Genomic DNA, 20,043 nt, shown 5'->3' with positions numbered 1-20,043 from the left:
TATCAAAATATAATACTTAAGCCGAAATGATCCATCCACTAGATACCACTATCAGTATTTTATATATCGTATTCATTTTTGCTATCGGATTATGGGCGGGTATAAAACACAAGTATAAAACTGGCCAGCAGAATGAGGCCAGTGAATACTTTTTAGCGGGTAAAACATTACGGTGGCCAATGATAGGCCTGGCATTATTCGCAACCAATATCTCCTGCGTTCATTTAGTCAGTTTGGCACAAAGTGGATTTGACAGTGGTTTGCTGAATGGAAATTTCGAGTGGATGGCCGCATTTACACTGATCCTGTTATCTTTATTTTTCGTCCCGTTTTATATCAGATCGGGTGTAACTACCTTACCCGATTTTTTGGAAAAGCGGTACGACCGTGCCAGCAGAGACTGGCTGGCCATTGTTTCTGTAGTTTCAGCTATTGTAATCCATATCTCCTTCTCTCTGCTTGCAGGTGGCATTGTATTACAAACACTTTTTGGAGTAGATCTGTATACCAGTGTGATTGTGATCGCAGTGATCACTTCTATTTATACAATTGTAGGTGGTTTGAGAGCTGTTGTGGTTACAGAATCCATTCAGACCGTAGTTTTATTGAGTGGTGCAATCATTATGACCTTTGCGGCTTATCACAAAATGGGGGGCTGGCAGCCGATGGTGAATGTTCTAGAGCAGCAGCATCAATTAGAAAAGTTATCTATGATGAGACCGCATGGCGATAGCAGCGGATTACCCTGGTATGCTGTCTTTTTAGGTTATCCAATTCTGGGCATCTGGTATTGGTGTGCGGACCAGACTATTGTGCAAAGGGTATTAGGGGCTAAAGATGAAAACCATGCCCGCATTGGCCCGTTGTTCTGTGGCTTTATCAAAATCCTTCCAGTGTTTATTTTTGTAGTACCTGGCCTGTTCGCTTATGCCCTGGTACAAACCGGACAGTTGGATGTCACTGCATTAAAAACGATAAGTGGTGGTAAAGAAGTAATCAATAGCAAGGGAATTTATACATTGATGATTTTACAACTTATTCCCAAAGGATTGGCAGGTATTTTAGTTGCCGCACTTCTCTCGGGGCTAATGAGCCAGATTTCTGGCGCTCTTAACTCCATTTCCACGATGGCCAGCTATGATATTTATCAGCGATACCGTCCCGGAGCAAGTGATCAAAAACTGGTCAAAGCAGGAAAAATTGCCGCTGGTTTATCTTTGATATTTTCTTTATTGCTATTACCCTTATTGAATAGTTATGAAAGTATCTTTAACGGGCTTAATGATATTATTGCACACATAGCCCCTCCTATTACCTGTGTATTTTTATTAGGGATTTTTTGGGGTAAGGCTTCCGCAGTATCTGCTAAACTTACACTTTATATTGGCTCAGCAACCGGTGTCATTGTCTTCATTATTGGCAAAGTATACCCTGAAAGTTTTATGGGTCAGATCCCTTTTATGATGATGGCTTTCTACCTGTTTTGTTGCTGTGTCTTTTTACAAGTCACCTTTTCTTTGCTCTTCCCTGTACAGCATACTGCTGAAAGTGCACGTTTATACTGGAAATCACCTTTAGAATCTTTGTCCAGCAAAGGATGGAACGGTTTGGGAAATTATAAACTGCTTTCTTTCATTTTATTCGTCGTGATGTGCGCTTTGTTCTGGATTTTCAGATAGCCAGAAATTAACGGAATGATCATAGGATAGTCCATCTACTTTATGGCTTAATCCATTTTCATGTAAAATCCAGTCCTCTACTTTTACCACACCAAAAATATAATGTATGAAAGAGTTTATTGATCAGTCCATCCGGACTTGTGCTTTTTTTCGCGCTGCTTTAAAAATTAATAACCCTGAAAAATTTAAAACAACAAAGAATAAAAAAGCCGCAATTTTAGTCTTGCTTCTCCTTCATTTATTCACGTTAAAATCCTTTGCACAAGAGATTACCGTGCAAGGAAAAATAACTGATGCAACCGGCCCTTTACCAGGCATAGCGGTAAGGGCAGAAGGAACCACCCAGGTCACCAGTACCAATGCCCAGGGCAGATATACGATCAAAGCAGCTGGAAATACTTCGTTAACCTTCACTTCGGTCGGTTATAAATCCCAGACTGTCCAGATCAACAACAGGACTACAATTGACATTACTTTAGTATCCGAATCAAGAGCTCTGGACGAAGTTGTAGTGGTCGGTTACGGAACGCAGAAAAAGGTAAATCTGACCGGATCAGTCGCAACTGTCAGCGGTAATGACCTGATCAAAAGACCGGTTGTTAACCCTGCTGCAATGCTTCAGGGCACGATGCCAGGGGTTCAGGTGATCCAAAGCAAAGGAGAACCAGGTAATGAAGGGGTCTCTATCCGTATTAGAGGAAACGGTACATTTAGTGGTGCAGGATCTGATCCTTTAGTACTTATTGACGGAGTCCCCGGAAATCTCAGTGATGTGAACCCCAACAATATAGACAATGTATCTGTACTAAAGGATGCAGCCTCCGCAGCTATGTATGGATCAAGAGCAGCCAACGGTGTTGTATTGGTTACCACCAAACAAGGTCAGTCTGGCAAAATGTCCATCCAGTATGATGCGAATGTGGGCATTTATAAACCCACTAAATTATTTGATCTGGTCACAAATTCAGCACAATATATGGATTTGTATAATGAGGCACGGATCAACTCCGGTTTAACAGACCCTTCCCTTCTTTATCCGCAAGATCAGATCGATTTATACAGAAACAGTACTGACCGTGTAAAATATCCGAATACAGACTGGCTGAGCCTTATCTTTAAAACAGCGCCTACTCAAACCCATAACCTGACTTTTAATGGAGGAAATGATAAAACTACCTATAATGTTTCTTTAGGTTATGTCAATCAGAATGGGATTATGAGGGGGTTTAATTATAAAAAGTATAACGCACGTATCAACCTGACTTCAAAAATCAACGAGCATATCAAATTCGGAACTAATGTGTTGTTAAAATCCGGAACATTGGAGTCTACACCATTCGGATCGGGAGATATGTTTCTGTCGGCCATGTCACAGGCGCCTACTTATGGCCCGTATTTAACCGATGGCAGCGGACGCTTAACTTATAAAGCCTATGATTTTGAATACAATAACAAAAACCCGTTCGGGGTATTAAATAACAACATCACCCATAATACCAACGACTATACACTCAATGCTCAGGCATGGGTTGAAGTTCAGTTCAACAAAGATTTTTCGTGGTATACAAAAGGGGCTATCAATGCTACTTTTGATAAGTATAAAGACTTCCGTACACCAGTGCCTGAATATAATTTCCGCACCAATTTACTGGCTACCACGCTCGATCTGGGCAGCGGGTTAACTGTTCAGGATCAGCAGACTATTTATACCAACTTATACAGTTACCTTAATTATAGCCATAACTTTAATGGTCATAGTCTTAAAGCACAAGCTGGTTACAGTATAGAACAAAACCATTACCAGTACCTTTCGGGTTATCGCAAGGAATTTCCAAACCAGGATTTAAGAGAATTAAATGCCGGAAGCCCTTCGATACAATCTACCAACGGAACAGGTAATCAATGGGGTTTAATGTCTTATTTCGGACGTCTGAATTATAATTACAAGGAGCGTTATTTAGTAGAAGGAAATGTACGTTATGATGGTAGTTCAAAATTCAATACGGGTAACCGGTGGGGAGTCTTCCCTTCTTTCTCGGCCGGATGGAGAGTAACAGAAGAACCTTTTTTCAAAGCATTGGAACTGGGCTGGGTGGATAACCTGAAAGTAAGAGGTTCATGGGGTAAGCTGGGTAATCAAAACATAGTTGTGAATGGTTATGGCATCAATTATCCTTACCAGGCGTTGCTGCAACTGACCGGAAATTACTCATTTGATAACAGTTCATTAACAACCGGAGTTGCGCAGGCTGATTTAAATAACCCTTTAATCCAGTGGGAAACTACAACCATGACGGACGTAGGATTAGACCTGACTATTTTCAAAAACTTTAACCTGACCGCAGACTGGTATAAAAAAAGAACAACTGATATTTTAAGACAATCACAGGTAACCGCATTGGTAGGATTGGGAGCGCCGATTATCAATGATGGCATAGTTGAAAATACAGGAGTTGAGTTTGGTCTGACTTATAACAATACGATCAAGAGTGGCCTGTTTACTGGCTTAACCTATAGCGCAGGGGTTAATCTTGACCACAATAGCAATAAGCTGGTTAAGTTTGGGCAGCGCGAAATTGGCGGCTCGTCCATTAATCAGAACGGACAACCGTGGAACTCTTTTTATCTTTTGCAGGTAGAAGGGATTTTTCAATCTGCTGCCGAAGTTCAAAATTCACCAAAACAGTATAATGATAATACTTTGGCAGGTGATCTGAAATATAAAGATGTGAACGGGGATGGGAAAATCGACGATAATGACCGTACAATTATACCCGGCGTATTTCCAAAATTAAACTATGCTTTTAACTTATCGGCCAGCTGGAAAGGGTTCGACATTTCAGCGATGTTGCAAGGTGTTTATGGCGTTAAATATTTTGTGACCGGATGGGGTACTATACCGTTTGTACAAGGCGCCCCTCCTACTACAGACTGGCTGGATCGCTGGACTCCGGAAAATCCTTCTACCACAATGCCAAGGATGTACTGGGGAGGAAATGCACCACAAAAAATTACCCGTGCCTCTACTTTCTTTTTACAGGATGGTTCTTATTTAAGACTTAAGAACCTGGTTTTCGGTTATACTATTCCAACAAAGATCGTGAAGACTATTGGCCTGGAAAGATTAAGAGTTTATTTTTCTGGCGACAATTTATTTACCAGCACCAAGTTCAAGGGACTTGACCCTGAGCGCGGAGGAAGCGGAGATCTGGTGCAATATCCGCAAAACAAGATTTATTCTTTTGGTCTGAATGTTACTTTTTAAGCTGTCTGATATATGAAAACGAAAATCTTACTCACCACGATATTTACCGCAGTCATTTGTCTGAGTGCCTGTAAAAAAGCATTGGATTTAAATCCATTGGATCAAATCTCTACAGCAACCTTCTGGAAATCAAAAGAGGATTTTAATAAAGGGCTTGCAGCAGTTTATGCTTCTATGCAAAAAGAAGATTTCACTGTAGGTATGGGCTTCAGAGATTGTCTGACAGACAATGGGTATTGCCAGTTTAACTCCGGTAGTTCCAATGATATTGCTTCCGGAAATCTAAACCCATCTACCGGTGGTTTTGAAACCAGTATATACAATAATAGTTATTCCGGAATAGCAAGGATCAATATTTTTCTGCAACAACTTACTGCTTATACAGGAGCAGATATTACCGCTGATGACCGCAAACAATTTGAAGCAGAAGTCAGGTTCATCCGGGGATTTTATTACTATCAATTGTATACCATTTATGGTGATGTACCGCTGGTATTAGAGCCGTTAACTTTGCAAACACAGAACCAGCCAAAAGTTGGCGCAGATAAAATCCTGACGCAAATTACTACTGATCTTGATTTTAGTATCGCTAATCTGAAAACAGATCCGTACTTCCAGAATTATGGACATGCTGTTTCTTCTTCAGCTAAGGCCTTAAAAGCACGTGTGTTAATGTTTGCCGCTTATGGAAATAATGGAACGCCAGATCTGGCTATCATGCAGCAGGTTACAGACCTTTGCAAGCAATTGATGTCGCAATATAAGTTAAGTAAGAATTTTGAAGATATATTCAGAGATGCGACACAAAAAGGTAATCCGGAAATTATATTTACGGTGAACTTCCTCGCTCCTAACAATACAGCAGCCTGGGATTTGTATTATGGGGATTGGGATGCAGCTGCTCCATTGTCTAACCTGGTGAATACCTATGAATGTACGGATGGTTTACCTTATGGTACTTCTCCGCTCACCAATACCGCAGCTCCATTTACGGATCGTGATCCAAGATTAACAAAAACGGTTTACAAAGATTTCGTAGATTTTGGGAATGGTAAGGTACATCATCCATCTAATCCAAGACCTACTGGTTACGGGGTGATTAAGTTTTTAGAGCCTAATAATATTCCTTACGGCTTCTCTACATTGAGTCAGCAGGATGCGGTAATCTTACGCTTTGGCGAAGTCTTATTGATGTATGCTGAAGCACAAAATGAATTATCAGGCCCCGATGGAACAGTTTATCAGGCCATGACAGATCTTCGCGCGCGGGTAAACATGCCTCCATTCCCTGCTGGCTTATCAAAAGAGCAAATGAGAGAGAGAATCCGCCATGAGCGAAGAGTAGAATTAGCATTTGAAGGGCTGCGTCATTATGATCTGATCAGATGGCATATCGCCGGACAAGTCTTAAATAATGTGAAAGACGGGCTGTTCGCTTATCGCTTTGAGGATAAATTTTACAAATGGCCATTGCCTCAAACCGAAATTGATAAAAGTGGTGGTATATTAGTTCAGAACCCAAATTATTAAGCAATTGAAATTAAGTTATAAGTTATTTTTCCTGCTGATCTTGTGCAGTGTTCAAGTGATAAGCCAGACTTTACCTCCTTCCAAAAAAGATAAGTGGAAAGGATTTGAACGCACTTTTACAACTATCAACAAACATTCAGCTTATACGGTGAAACCAGCAAAAGCATTGCCGGGCAATCCATGGGTTTGGAGGTCTTCCTTTCCGGACTGGCATACGGAAATGGATAGTTTGTTATTAGTCAGGGGGTTTTACATTGCTTTTGTGGATGCAGCTGATGCCTATGGAAGTCCTGACGATTTACAGATCTGGGATCAGTTTTACAGTTATGCTACAGACTCCCTGAAGCTATCTTCAAAGCCAGCTTTAGAGGCTGTGAGCAGAGGCGCTTTATATGCGATAGGCTGGGCTAAACGTAATCCTGATAAGGTTAGCTGTATTTATGCAGAAACACCGGTTTATGATTTTAAAAGCTGGCCCGGTGCCAAAGGGAAGAGTAAGGGAGATGCGGATTCCTGGAAACAGCTGAAAGAAGCTTATCATTTTACGCAAGAACAAGCTATTGCTTTTAATGATAACCCAATTGATCATCTGGAAGGATTAGCAGCTTTTAAAATACCGGTTTTAAACGTAATCGGTATCAATGATCAGTTAGCACCAAGGGAAGAGAATCTAGATATCTTTGTACATAGATATACTTATCTGGGTGGCCCTGCATTGGTTTATCCAATCACAGACGGCCCTCAGGAGATGAATGGACATCATATTCCGATTAACGATGCAGCTAAGTATGCAGATTTTATAGTTTCCAATAGCTATCCGGTAAAAAAAGTTTTACCCTATAGTGATTACTTTAAAATCAGAAATGGGTTGAATAATTTCTACCGTACAATCACTCAAACCAAGAAGGCGACTGTAGCTTTTTTGGGTGGATCGATTACTTATAATCCTGGATGGAGACAGAAAGTAACTGCTTATTTGAAGGAACGTTTTCCCGGAACCGAGTTCCATTTTATTGCAGCAGGTATCCCTTCACTGGGTAGTTTACCACATACTTTCCGCTTTCAGCAGAATGTGCTTGATTCGGGGAAAGTAGATTTGTTATTTGTTGAAGCCGCTGTGAATGACCGCGCAAATAGTACGGATAGTTTAACCCAGGTAAGAGCTTTAGAGGGTATAGTAAGACAGGCTAAAAAGAGTAATCCTTCGATAGATATTTTGCTGATGGAATTTGCAGATCCGGATAAAAACCGGGATTATGCCCAACGACTGGTACCTGTTGAAATTGCCAATCATGAACGCATTGCAGCGCACTACAATTTATCATCAATAAATCTGGCCAGAGAGGTCTATGATAAGATCAACAATAAAGAGTTTAGCTGGGAAGATGATTTTAAAGATTTACATCCCTCCTATTATGGACAGGAATTATATTTCGCAACCATTAAAAGCTTTTTGAATTCTTGTTTTAATCAATGGGCAGGTGCCCCTTACAAAACAAACAGTTCAGCATCCTTACCAAAGGAAATAGACAAATACAATTTTTCCAGTGGCCGTTATGATGCGATAACAAATGCAAAGCACGATGCAAACTGGAAGATCGATCAAAACTGGACACCTTCGGATAGTGCCGGTACAAGAGCAGGTTTTGTCAACGTTCCTGTATTAAGTACTAATCATCCCGGAGCTGCTCTTTCCCTTCGTTTCACTGGAGATGCAATTGGTATCGCCGTTATTTCCGGCCCGGATGCAGGAGTAATCAGCTATTCCATAGATGGGGAAAAGCAAAAACAGATGGACTTATTTACTCCCTGGAGCAATTCACTGCATTTACCGTGGTATTTGTTATTAGGCAGCGGCCTGAAAAAAGGTAATCACGTTTTAAATATATCAATTGATCAAACCAGGAATGTCAACAGTAAAGGCAATGCATGCCGGATAGTATATTTCTTAAAGAATTAAATTATGAATAGACTTTATATCAGTATTATTATCGCTTTATTATCTTATCAGGCCGGAGCGCAGCAAGTCACTTTAAAATCAAAGCAAGCTATGCTAAAGACTCAGCAAGCTCCTTTAAAATTATGGTACACTAAACCAGCCCGGCAGTGGGAAGAAACATTACCTCTTGGTAATGGCCGTTTAGGCATGATGCCAGATGGAGGTATCGGAAAGGAACACATTGTACTCAACGATATTACCTTATGGTCAGGTGCCCCTCAGGATGCCAATAATTATGAGGCTTATAAAAGTTTACCACAGATCAGAAAGCTTCTTTCCGAAGGAAAAAATGACGAGGCCCAAGCCTTGATCGACAAAGATTTCATTTGTAAAGGTGTCGGATCAGGAGGTGAACCATTTGGTAAATACCAGGTATTAGGAGATTTAAGTGTGGACTTTACTTACGCTGGAAATACTTCGAAAAATCCATCCTTCGATAATTATCAAAGAGAACTATCTTTAAATAATGCAATCGCTGATTGCACTTATTCAGTAGGCGGTGTAAATTATAAAAGAGAGTATTTCACCAGCTTTGGAGATGATATTAATATCATTCGGATTACCGCCGATAAAGCACATCAGATCAATTGTACAATTTCGATCAGCAGACCGGAGAGAGCTGTAACTACAGCACAGGAAAATGAGCTTCAGTTGTTTGGTACCTTAAATAGCGGCAATGATGCTCCCGGAATGAAATATCTGGCGAAAGTTAAAGCGCAGACAGCAGATGGAAAAATCAGTACTACAGGAAACACAATTACTATAAAAAATGCATCAGAACTTATCATTTATGTTTCCGCAGCAACTGATTTTAAAAACCCTGATTATGAGCAGAAGGTTGCTAATGAGCTGAAACTGGCCATGAAAAAGACTTATGCGCTACAAAAGGCGCAACACATTGCTAATTATCAAAAGCTATTTAACAGAGTAAGCTTAAACATAGGAAATACCAAAGCCAACACAGAACCTACAGATTTAAGATTATCAAGCTTTCATCAAAATCCGGATGCAGATACTGAACTGCCTGTACTCTTTTATCAATTTGGAAGATATTTAACGATAAGCAGCACCCGGGTGGGTTTATTACCTCCCAATTTACAAGGGCTATGGGCTAACCAGATCCAAACCCCATGGAACGGGGATTATCACCTGGACGTGAATGTTCAGATGAACCACTGGCCAGTAGAAGTTTCTAATCTTTCAGAACTCAATTTACCGCTGGCAGAACTGGTTAAAGGAATGGTAAAACCGGGAGAAAGAACTGCAAAAGCTTATTACAATGCTGAAGGCTGGGTAGCACATGTGATCACCAATATCTGGGGATTCACAGAGCCGGGAGAAAGCGCCTCGTGGGGGATAACCAAATCCGGTTCCGGATGGTTATGTAACAATTTATGGGAGCATTATGCTTTTACAGAAGACACAGACTATTTACGTTCCATTTACCCGGTATTAAAAGGTTCTGCAAAGTTCTATAGCAGTATGTTATTAAAAGATAGCAAAACAGGCTGGTTAGTTACCTCCCCGTCTTCATCACCGGAAAATGATTTTTATTTGCCCAATGGCAAAAAGGCGAGTATTACTGAAGGGCCAACTATTGATAACCAAATTATCAGAGAGCTTTTCAATAATGTGATTACTGCTTCTAAATTATTAGGAATGGATCAGTCATTTCGTGATTCTCTGACTGCAAAACTGAAAGACTTACCTCCGGCAGGTCAGATTAGTAAAGATGGCAGATTGATGGAGTGGTTGCAGGATTACAAAGAAGACGATATACATCACCGCCATATTTCTCATCTGTATGGCTTGTATCCGGCTTCATTGATTACTCCGGAAGCTACACCTGATTTAGCCGAAGCTTGTAAGAAAACACTGGATGTGCGCGGAGATGACGGGCCGAGCTGGTCAATTGCTTATAAACAACTTTTCTGGGCAAGGCTTCATGATGGTAACCGGGCTTATAAACTCTTTAAAGAGATTATGAAACCTACTTATAAAACTGATATAAATTATGGCGCAGGAGGTGGGATTTATCCTAACCTGTTATCTGCCGGCCCTCCTTTTCAGATCGATGGAAATTTTGGCACCGCAGCCGGGATTGCCGAAATGCTGTTGCAAAGTCATGCAGGTTTTATAGAACTTCTACCGGCTATTCCGGATAGCTGGAAATCATCGGGCAGTATGAAAGGCATGAAAGCCCGCGGCAACTTTACAGTAGATTTTGACTGGAAAAATGGAAAAGTGACTAGTTATCGCATTACATCTGCAAAACCGCGTAAGGTTAAAGTGAAAATTAACGGACAGCTTAAAGAAGTTATAGCCGCTGGTGTGTAACATTTAGCTCACGCTGAAACCTGATCGTATAAATTTATAGTGAATAAATAATAACTTATAGGCTGATTAGCTAATCGTATTCTAAACAAGATTTTAATTCAATGAACAAACTATTCAAATCCGTTTTATCGCAATCCTTTTTTATTTCCTTGTTTACGATCGCATCTGCCAATCAAAGCCAGGCACAAAACATTACCATCCCTATAGAAACAGCGCATAATGCAATGGTTTTACAGGCCGATGAAAGCAAAAATTTAAAGAGCATCTTTTTAGGTAAAAAACTGGCCGATGCTCAAGAATATGATTTTATTAAAAGCGTTTATAAGCAGACAGAAGATTATAGTGGTTTATTGAATTCTGCCTATACCCCATCAGGATCAAAAAACCTGGTAGAACCTGCTATTTCAGTAATTCATACAGATGGTAATCTGTCTTTAGATTTAAGATATGTGAGTCATCAGCAAACCCGGTTAAATGATAATGTTTCGTTGTTGACGGTGTTGCTGAAAGATCCTGTTTATAATTTTGAAGTTACTTTATATTATAAATCTTATTATAAGGAGGATGTAATTGAGCAGTGGAGCGTAATTAAACACCATGAAAAAGGTAATATTACGTTGCAGAAGTTTGCGTCGGCAAATTTGTATCTTAAAGCTAAAAGCTACTGGCTGAAGCAGTTTCATGGGGACTGGGCTAAAGAAATGCAGCCGGAAGAATCGCAGTTAACGCATGGTATAAAAACACTGGATACTAAATTAGGAACACGTGCAAACTTGTTTATGCCTTCGGTATTTATGATATCATTAGATAAGCCAGCGGGCGAAGATGAAGGAAATGTATTGTACGGTGCATTGGAATGGAGCGGGAATTTTAAAATTGACTTCGAAGTAGACTTTCAGGATAACCTGAGAATTATCGCTGGTATAAATAATTATGCATCTGCTTATCAATTAAAACCGAATGAGGAGTTTGCGACTCCTGCATTTTTATATACGTTTTCTGACCAGGGAAAAGGCCAAGCAAGCAGAAAATTACAAAGCTGGGCAAGGAACTATAAGCTGCTTGATGGTAAAGGAAACAGGCTTACTTTGTTAAACAATTGGGAAGCTACCTATTTTGATTTCAATGAGCAGAAGTTGAGTGGATTATTAAAGCAGACTAAAAATCTGGGTGTAGATTTATTCTTATTGGATGATGGTTGGTTTGGAAATAATCACCCTAGAAATGATGACCATGCCGGGTTAGGTGACTGGCAGGAAAATCGTAAAAAATTACCGAATGGTATCAGTTCTCTGGTTAAGGATGCAAGTGCCAATGGCGTAAAATTTGGTATCTGGATTGAGCCGGAAATGGTAAATCCTAAAAGTGATTTATATAGTAAACATCCGGACTGGGTAGTCAAACAACCAGGCAGAGATGAACATTATTTCAGAAATCAGCTGGTGCTGGACCTGAGTAATCCTAAAGTGCAGGATTTCGTTTACAATATTGTAGATTCTTTGTTTATTAAAGCGCCCGAGCTGGCTTATATTAAATGGGATTGTAATGCGGTTATTTACAACGCTTATTCTGCTCATCTGAAAAATAACCAGTCACAATTTTATGTGGAGTATGTGCGTGGATTGTATAAAGTACTGGAAAGGATCAGGGCTAAGTATCCGGTTGTACCAATGATGTTATGTTCAGGTGGCGGTGGCCGGGTAGATTACGGTGCGTTGAAGTATTTCACAGAATTCTGGCCTAGTGATAATACTGATCCATTAGAACGCATATTTATACAGTGGGATTATTCTTACTTCTATCCTGCTATTGCAAGCTCGAACCATGTTACAGATTGGGGCAAACAACCTATTAAATTCAGGACTGATGTGGCGATGATGGGGAAACTTGGATTTGATATTGTAGTGAGTGAGTTGAAGGAAAATGATTTAAAGTTTTGTCAGGATGCGGTGAAGGGTTATGATGGATTAAAGCAGGTTATCTGGCAGGGTGATCAGTATCGCCTGGTAAATCCGCATGAGCAGAATATGGCTGCTCTGATGTATGTGGATGCTGCGAAATCAACAGCAGTGATGTTTAATTACCTGGTTAATTACAGGTATGGGGAAAGTAGTAAAGCACCGATCAGATTAAAAGGGCTTGATCCGAAAAAGAAGTATAAACTGGAAGAGATTAACCTCTATCCTGGTACACAATCTACGTTAAAAAAAGATGTTGTTTTTTCGGGCGATTTCCTAATGAATATTGGGTTTAATCCGGAAGTAAATACGGGCAGAACAAGTGTAATTGTAAAGATAAAAGAGATATGAGCGCATTCAGATTAGCCACGAAACAGGATCTTCCGGACATTTTAGAAATGTTAGCTGATGATACGCTCGGAGCTGAAAGAGAAAACAATGTGCTTTCGGATAAGTATATAGAAGCATTTGAAAAGATTTGTAATGATCCGAATCAGGAACTTACCATAGCTGAAATCAATGGGGATAAAGTTGCTACTTTTCAACTCACATTTCTTCAGTATCTGACTTATGAAGGTGGATTAAGAGCGCAGATTGAAGCGGTAAGGACGAGTTCGGAATATCGTGGTCAGGGAATTGGAACTAAGGTGTTTGACTATGCAATTCATCGGGCAAAAGAAAAGGGTTGCCATATGGTACAACTGACTTCTGACAAAAGAAGACCTGATGCAATCCGGTTTTATGAGAAAATAGGTTTTGTAAGTAGCCATGAGGGAATGAAGTTAAAATTGAAATAAAAAAGTATCATTGCATAATAAATTAAAAAAATAAACTTATTAACACAAATATTAAACTTAATAACAAATTAGTTATATTAGCAAATAACTACCTGAAGCGCTCACCTCCCTCTCCTGTTACTGTAGCCGGATCTTAAACTTCATGATTAGTCCTATTATGTGTACTAAACAAAGATAATGGCCATAAGTCCTCACGCATTTCAGCAGTTGATTCTAATGTTAGAAAAACTAATGCCACTTTCTTCTGTGGTTAAAGTGATGCTGATAGATATGGTATTTGAAGAGGTTAGTAAAAAAGGAACCCGGATTCTTAATCAGAGAGAGATACAGAAGAGATTATGGTTCATCTTTGATGGTTCGGCAAGAGAATTTAAAGAAGATAAAAATGCTGAGGTTCAGGAACAAACCCTATGGTTTTCATTTAATGGAGATTTACTTTATACCATTCCAGGCTTTTTTAGCGAGACCGCAGCGCCAAGTTCTATTGAGCTTTTAGAAGACAGCCATTTAATCTATATGAATGTAGAAGATTATTTAAGATTGGAAAAAGAAATGGACTTCCTGTTTAAAAAAATCAGAGATCACTATGATGCTGTGAGACAAGAATACCAGCGCAACAGACTTCATTTAAGTGGTAAGCAAAAGTATCTCCAATTGTTCAAAGCACATCCCTCTTTGTTTAATAATGCCAAAATGAAGGATATTGCCTACTTCCTGGGAATAAGTCCCAATTCCTTATCAAGATTTAGAAAAGACAATTGATCAGTTCAACTCACCAAATGAATATTACGAATGTAACATTTGGTGTATACGAATCCACCAAAAAGCAACCGCAATAACATTCAATCCTCCCGACATTTAATCTGAGTTTCCAAAAGGAGATCAGTCAGGATGAGAAAAGAAATCATATTGCAAGGAATTGCGACTGCAATTGCCCTGTTATTCTGTTATGCGGCTTTAAGCAAGCTGACCGACTTTACCCGGAGTAAATCAGAAATGCTCAACCAGGTATTCCCTGGATCTATTGCAATGATTTTGGTATGGGCTATACCTGTTTTGGAATTGTTTGTCGTAGCACTCTTACTCTATAAGCCATTAAGGTTAACAGGATTTTACGCTTCTCTTATTTTGCTCGCCTTATTTACTATTTATATTGCGATTACGATGACAGGTGTATTCGGCAGAATCCCTTGCAGTTGTGGCGGTATACTCAAACACATGAGTTACAGTTTACATCTGATTTTTAATATCTTTTTCCTTTTACTCGCTCTAACGGGCATCTTTCTGGAAAGAATACTGATCAACAAATAGTCATGTTTCTTAATTAACAGAGTGTTTAACAGTAAAAAAGAAAGGAGAGCCGCCAAAATTTGAAGGAATATCAGGAACAGCGAACAAGCTCAGCTGTAATATGATGAATTAATATTTAGCCCGAAGGAATGGAGCTTCCAGGTTTCTGGACGGTAATGAAGACAGGGCATTATAAATGATCTGTCGCAATACTTATATTATGAATAAATTCTTTAAGAATGTAAATACATTCGGATTAACGGTAGTAGTGATAGCAGGTGGGTTAATATTTACGCAGAGTGCTTTTAAAAGTGCAAATCCGAACCGGTTTGACACCTCCTATTTTTTCAATGGTGTCGATAACAACATGCTAACTTCACCAGCGGCATGGAATGTGCAATTAAATAATAAATATGAATGTGAAAGAATTACAAAAACACCTTGTGAGCTTATAGTCCCAGCAGGTCAAACATTAGATAGCTACCTGCTTAACCATACCCCTCAACAGATTATTAATAATTCTGTTTCAAAAAGAGCAGTTAAACCATAATTAAAACTCCATGGGTAATTCTTTGTTAAGGCCTTATCCATGGAGTTCTTACTATTATCTTTTATTCTGACTTATTCCAGATGTAGCAATCACATCTTCTGGAATAGGTAAAGCAAATCTTAAATCATTAGGCTGAAGATTATACGTTTGTCCATGCAAAGTTCTGGTCAGCATTATATTCGCTCCCTCTTTATTTAACCGTTTAATATCCATCCATCTTAGTCCAGTCATCAGTAATTCCTTTCTTCGTTCTTTTAAAACAAGATGAAGTGCTTCATTAGCATTAGCAGCAGTATAAGGGACATAAACTTTAGTCTTATCCCGACGTTTAACTACTAAAGAATTCAGCAAATCAATACTCTCACTGGCCTTCCCCATCCTGGCAAGACACTCTGCTTTTATCAAAAAAATCTCATTCGTAGCAATTCCACAAAACAAGCTTATTCCTCCTCCATAACCACCCTTAAAATAATAAGTCTCATCTTCATCATTCTTCTCAAAAAACGCCTGTTTTCTCAAGTCATTTAGTGCATAAGAATCATATATTTCAGGAATTATAATAGGCGTCGTATCATAAATGATATCTGTCGAACTCATAAATCTAAAATAGATCACCTCCGTATTATTCGCTACTGTAAAAGGATAAATCCCTCCATAATCAATCGTATTGTAATCCAATAGATTAGAATTTAAAGACAAGCAAGAATCTGCATATTTATAAGCATTTTCATAATCCCGCATTGATAAATATGCTCTGGCTAACAGTCCGTAAGCAGCTGATTTTGAAGGCCGGAATTTTGATAGTGGCACCAGAGGCAATAAAGCTATTGAGCCTTTCACGTCCTGAATAATCTGTGCATAGGTCTGCTGAACACTTGATCTTATAGAAACTTCATTAAAATCTGTATTCAAACGCAATGGCAAACCCAAATCAGATGGTGCACTTTCCTTATCATAAGCCTCACTCCAGATCACTGTGGCGTCCAGATAATTATTTCCTCTGCAATAAAGTGCCTGACCTTTTACATTATCCCATTCAGTAGCATTTGATCCGGTTCTTTTTACTTTATCTACGCCTGATAAAACGGTGTTACAAAAATAAATTGCCTGATAAATATCGTCCCATTCATTAAAACTATTAGCGAATAGATGATCTTTTTCCCAGGTATACTTCCTGCGTTCATTTTCGTCTGCGAGAGACTCCCATTTTTCATCAGTTAGATAGTAATTATCTGAGCTTATTTCCCCCGCACTGGGTGAGTTTTGGTTTATCTTAGGTACATTATCAAGCAAAGCCTGGAAGTCTCCTAACGTAGTAGGAACAGCCAGCTTTCTACTGGTTTTTTCATCCAGAAATTTTTCACACCCTATCAGGTTTATCAAACAGCAAATTACCAGAACAGCTGTTATAATTTTATATAATCTATTCATCATCTGTTTAGTTTAAGTTAGCACGGATTCCAAGAGAAAAAGTCTTTGAAGGTTTAAGTACATTTGGCATCTGGTAATCAGGGTCAAGATTGTCTTTATTGGCTGTCCATATCAAGCCCAGGTTGGCTGCATTTATATAGATAGACATACTTTTAAAAGGCAAAAATTTCATCTTATCCTGATGCAAATCATAAGAAAGATTTACAAACTGTAAGCGAATATGATCTGCTCTGTCTACAAGCACTTCAGAACCCATATAAAAGACATCCCTTGAAGCATTATTTGGATAAACTAATGAAGGAATTTTAGTGGACGATTCATCTCCAGGCTTCTGCCAGCGTGCCCCATAGTCAGCATGCCCTATTCCTTCACTAATAAGGCTTCCATAATTGATTGAAGATTTCCTGAAATAGTATCCCAGTTTATAAGTAAACCTCACAGCGAGACTAATCCCTTTATAAGTAAAAGTATTGCCAAGAGATCCATAAAATACAGGTAGAGCAGAACCATGATAATTCAAGTCTTTCAATTTGACGGTATTCCCTGTTAGCAATAGATAATCATCACTAACAGTTCCGTTTACATATCCTCTAGGATTACCATTTAAAGGATCAAGGCCAGCGGATTTATAAGAATAGATTGCAAAAACAGGTTTACCAGTAATACCAGATATTGAAGGCATTGATCTGATAAAATTGTTAGCCTGCATATCAGGTAAATAATAATCGATCACCTGATCTTTATAAAAACTGGTATTCAGATTACTGGCCCAGCTAAAATCACCTGCAACTATATTTAAAGTATTTACTTCTATATCCATACCGTTTCCTTTTGTACTTGCTGCATTTTTCAGTACTATAGAACCAATTCCACCGGTATAATCAATTAGTTCGTTGCCAAAAAGATTTGTTCCCCTTTTATTAAAATATTCAATACTACCAGAAAATCTGTTCCCTTTAAATCTAAAATCCAGTGCCAGATTAAACATTGCCGATCGTTCCCAGGTCAAATCCGGATTAAAGAAATTGCGAAACTGTGCCGCTGGCGAAGGTGTGTATTTGGAATTTCTCATATAAGCAATGGTAGTTACAGCAGTCATGTAGGGATCTACATTTCCACTCACACCATAAGTCGACCTCAATCTTAAATAAGGCAGCAATGTCAAATGATAAAAATTTTCTTTACTAACCTCCCACGAAGCACCCGCAGACCATAAAGGATTCCACCTATCGTTGGCCTTTAACCCAAACAAATTCGAAGCATCACTTCTTGCACTCATAGATACTGTATACTTACCATCATAAGTATACGAACCATTTGCATAAGCAGAAACAAAACGGTTTACGTTTTCATCCAGACTTCTGTTATCGGAAATATAGCTTCGTGTACCTGTTTTAAACTCTGGAAAAGAAGTGAGATAATCTACATTCCCATAATTCATCAAGAGGTCATCATACCCATAAACACGGCTCTGATCAAACAAAGTTTTTGAATCTCTGCGTTCACCGCCAGCAATAATATTGACCTCGTGTTTATTCCAGTTATTACTATAATTTAACTGCCCCCTCAAATTATGAGACTGTAGTACATTATTAGCTAAATCCAACACACCGCCCTTTGGAACCTTATAAATTATCTCTTTTGCAGTAGGAAGCTGCGTGTAAGTATTCACCAGATTCCTCGCAAAATAGCTATCCTTATCGCTCAGATTTCTCCCGTTTGTTTGCTGTCTTTCAAATTGATATTTTACATCCAGAAATAACCCATTGATCAGCCTGTAATTCAAACCAGTACTAATCAGCAGGTCACTGACCGACACTGTATTTACTAAATGCTTATAATCTTCCAATGGATAATATTTCCAATCCAACAATCTTCCCTTACCAACTGTATCAATATATCCCATACGATTGTCCTTCATGATAGGCAGCGAGTTACCCTGATCATCAGCAAAACGCGCATAGGGATACAGGTCTGTACCAGACCTGATCATCCCATACGCTGGTCTACCAGAACTACTTTTACTTTGTGTATAAAACATTGACGCTGTTAACTCTAAATTTTTAACAAGGCGTAATGTGTTTTGGAAACGCATATTAAATCGGTTATACTTTTCATCCAATTCAGAAGAATTGTGATCATACCCGGTCGCTAAGCTCCAATTTTGGCGGGCTGAACCTCCATTTAAACTTAGCGCATACTGCTGGTTTAAACCTTGCTGATAAATATATCTGGCATACTGGTCTCTTATGTCAACCCTACCCAAATCAGCTTTTGCAGCGTTATAAAAATCGTTGGATATTTCCCCCTTATCTTTCCTGATTAACAACTCTACAATCGGGGTAAGCCCTATTCTATTGATAGAAGTGATATCATCTTTATATCTTCCTTTTGTATATAATAATTCTTCTACTGCTATAAAATCAGCGGAAGACATTTGGTTCAGGTAGCCAAAATCAGGTTTAGTAATAATTGTACTATTTACATTGAAATCTATAGTTAAAGGCTGATTAAATTTCCCTCTTTTAGTCGTAATCACAATGACTCCATTTCCGGCTCTTGCCCCCCAGATGGAAGTTGCTGCCGCATCTTTTAGCACAGTGATATTTGCAATATCATTTGGATTCAGGTTATCCAGATTGCCTTCATAAGGAAAATTATCAAGTATAATCAAAGCACCTTTAGCTCCGCGAATTGTACTCAGTCCCCTTACAACCAGATTACCTCTGCCACCCACTGTACTTCTATCCACAAATACACCGTTAGTTATCGCTTCTAACCTGCTTAAAACTGTTGTCCCTACCTGCTGATTGAAAATTTTTTGCCCAATAAAACTAAAAGAACCAGTAACTCTCTCTTTAGCTAACTTCTGGTAACCAGATGAAACAATACTAACTTCTTCCAGAATTTGTTCAAGAGGTTCCATTTTAATAAGTAAAGATTCACCCTGATGGACAAGCATTCTTTTTTTTCTATAGCCTACACGCGTGCATTCAAGTGTATCCTTTTCAGAATTTAGCAAGAGCACGAACAAGCCATTTTCATCTGTATAAATCATATTTTTTGTGCTGCCGCTTTTGATAGTCACCCGGTTTAATGGTTCACCAGTCTCAGCAGATATCACCTTTCCATTATTTTTTTGCTGGCCGTTAACACTAAGTGTGAAAATGATCAACACTATGATTATGATTAAGTTCCTCATCTTCT

The 20,043-nt window shown here is 38.9% G+C and carries 12 protein-coding genes; 10 read left to right on the top strand and 2 right to left on the bottom strand.

Annotated features, from left to right (window positions below; translation table 11 throughout):
• Positions 1–26 precede the first annotated feature (26 nt).
• The 10 genes from HDE70_RS04970 to HDE70_RS04925 all read left to right on the top strand — a co-directional run bounded on the left by HDE70_RS04970 (position 27) and on the right by HDE70_RS04925 (position 15,405).
• Positions 27–1,679: a sodium:solute symporter gene (locus HDE70_RS04970; RefSeq protein ID WP_183888415.1), complete on the top strand. Its 1,653-nt coding sequence runs from the start codon at positions 27–29 to the stop codon at positions 1,677–1,679.
• A gap of 106 nt (positions 1,680–1,785) precedes the next feature.
• Positions 1,786–4,944, top strand: a complete 3,159-nt coding sequence (locus HDE70_RS04965) for a SusC/RagA family TonB-linked outer membrane protein (protein WP_183888413.1) — start codon at positions 1,786–1,788, stop codon at positions 4,942–4,944.
• A 12-nt stretch (positions 4,945–4,956) separates the two neighbouring features.
• Positions 4,957–6,474 (top strand): RagB/SusD family nutrient uptake outer membrane protein, encoded by a 1,518-nt coding sequence (locus HDE70_RS04960; RefSeq protein ID WP_183888411.1) that lies wholly within the window; start codon positions 4,957–4,959, stop codon positions 6,472–6,474.
• Positions 6,475–6,478: 4 nt separating this feature from the next.
• Positions 6,479–8,434, top strand: coding sequence for an SGNH/GDSL hydrolase family protein (locus tag HDE70_RS04955; protein ID WP_183888409.1), 1,956 nt, complete (start codon positions 6,479–6,481; stop codon positions 8,432–8,434).
• Between the two features lie 3 nt (positions 8,435–8,437).
• A complete protein-coding gene (locus HDE70_RS04950; RefSeq protein WP_260159933.1) occupies positions 8,438–10,810 on the top strand; it encodes a glycoside hydrolase family 95 protein in 2,373 nt (790 codons plus the stop codon).
• A gap of 101 nt (positions 10,811–10,911) precedes the next feature.
• Entirely contained in the window at positions 10,912–13,119 is a 2,208-nt protein-coding gene (locus tag HDE70_RS04945; RefSeq protein WP_183888407.1) for an alpha-galactosidase, read from the top strand.
• Positions 13,116–13,565, top strand: coding sequence for a GNAT family N-acetyltransferase (locus tag HDE70_RS04940; RefSeq protein WP_183888405.1), 450 nt, complete (start codon positions 13,116–13,118; stop codon positions 13,563–13,565). Before HDE70_RS04945 ends, HDE70_RS04940 begins: the two co-directional genes overlap by 4 nt.
• A 177-nt stretch (positions 13,566–13,742) precedes the next feature.
• The gene (locus HDE70_RS04935) at positions 13,743–14,327 is read left to right on the top strand and encodes a Crp/Fnr family transcriptional regulator (protein ID WP_183888402.1); all 585 of its coding nucleotides are present in this window, start codon (positions 13,743–13,745) and stop codon (positions 14,325–14,327) included.
• A 129-nt stretch (positions 14,328–14,456) separates the two neighbouring features.
• Positions 14,457–14,876 carry a MauE/DoxX family redox-associated membrane protein gene (locus tag HDE70_RS04930; protein WP_183888401.1) on the top strand — a complete coding sequence of 140 codons (420 nt, stop codon included), beginning with the start codon at positions 14,457–14,459 and terminating at the stop codon, positions 14,874–14,876.
• A 199-nt stretch (positions 14,877–15,075) separates the two neighbouring features.
• Positions 15,076–15,405: a hypothetical protein gene (locus HDE70_RS04925; RefSeq protein ID WP_183888399.1), complete on the top strand. Its 330-nt coding sequence runs from the start codon at positions 15,076–15,078 to the stop codon at positions 15,403–15,405.
• Positions 15,406–15,459: 54 nt separating this feature from the next.
• On the opposite strand, the gene HDE70_RS04920 is transcribed toward HDE70_RS04925, so the two are convergent.
• Both HDE70_RS04920 and HDE70_RS04915 read right to left on the bottom strand, forming a co-directional pair.
• Entirely contained in the window at positions 15,460–16,839 is a 1,380-nt protein-coding gene (locus tag HDE70_RS04920) for a RagB/SusD family nutrient uptake outer membrane protein (RefSeq protein WP_183888397.1), read from the bottom strand.
• A 4-nt stretch (positions 16,840–16,843) separates the two neighbouring features.
• A complete protein-coding gene (locus HDE70_RS04915; protein WP_183888395.1) occupies positions 16,844–20,038 on the bottom strand; it encodes a SusC/RagA family TonB-linked outer membrane protein in 3,195 nt (1,064 codons plus the stop codon).
• Positions 20,039–20,043: the final 5 nt, after the last annotated feature.

The sequence above is a fragment of the Pedobacter cryoconitis genome (assembly GCF_014200595.1).
Lineage (GTDB): Bacteria > Bacteroidota > Bacteroidia > Sphingobacteriales > Sphingobacteriaceae > Pedobacter > Pedobacter cryoconitis_C.
The sequence above is the reverse complement of the archived record's forward strand: the minus strand, read 5'-3'. Positions and strand labels throughout refer to the sequence as shown.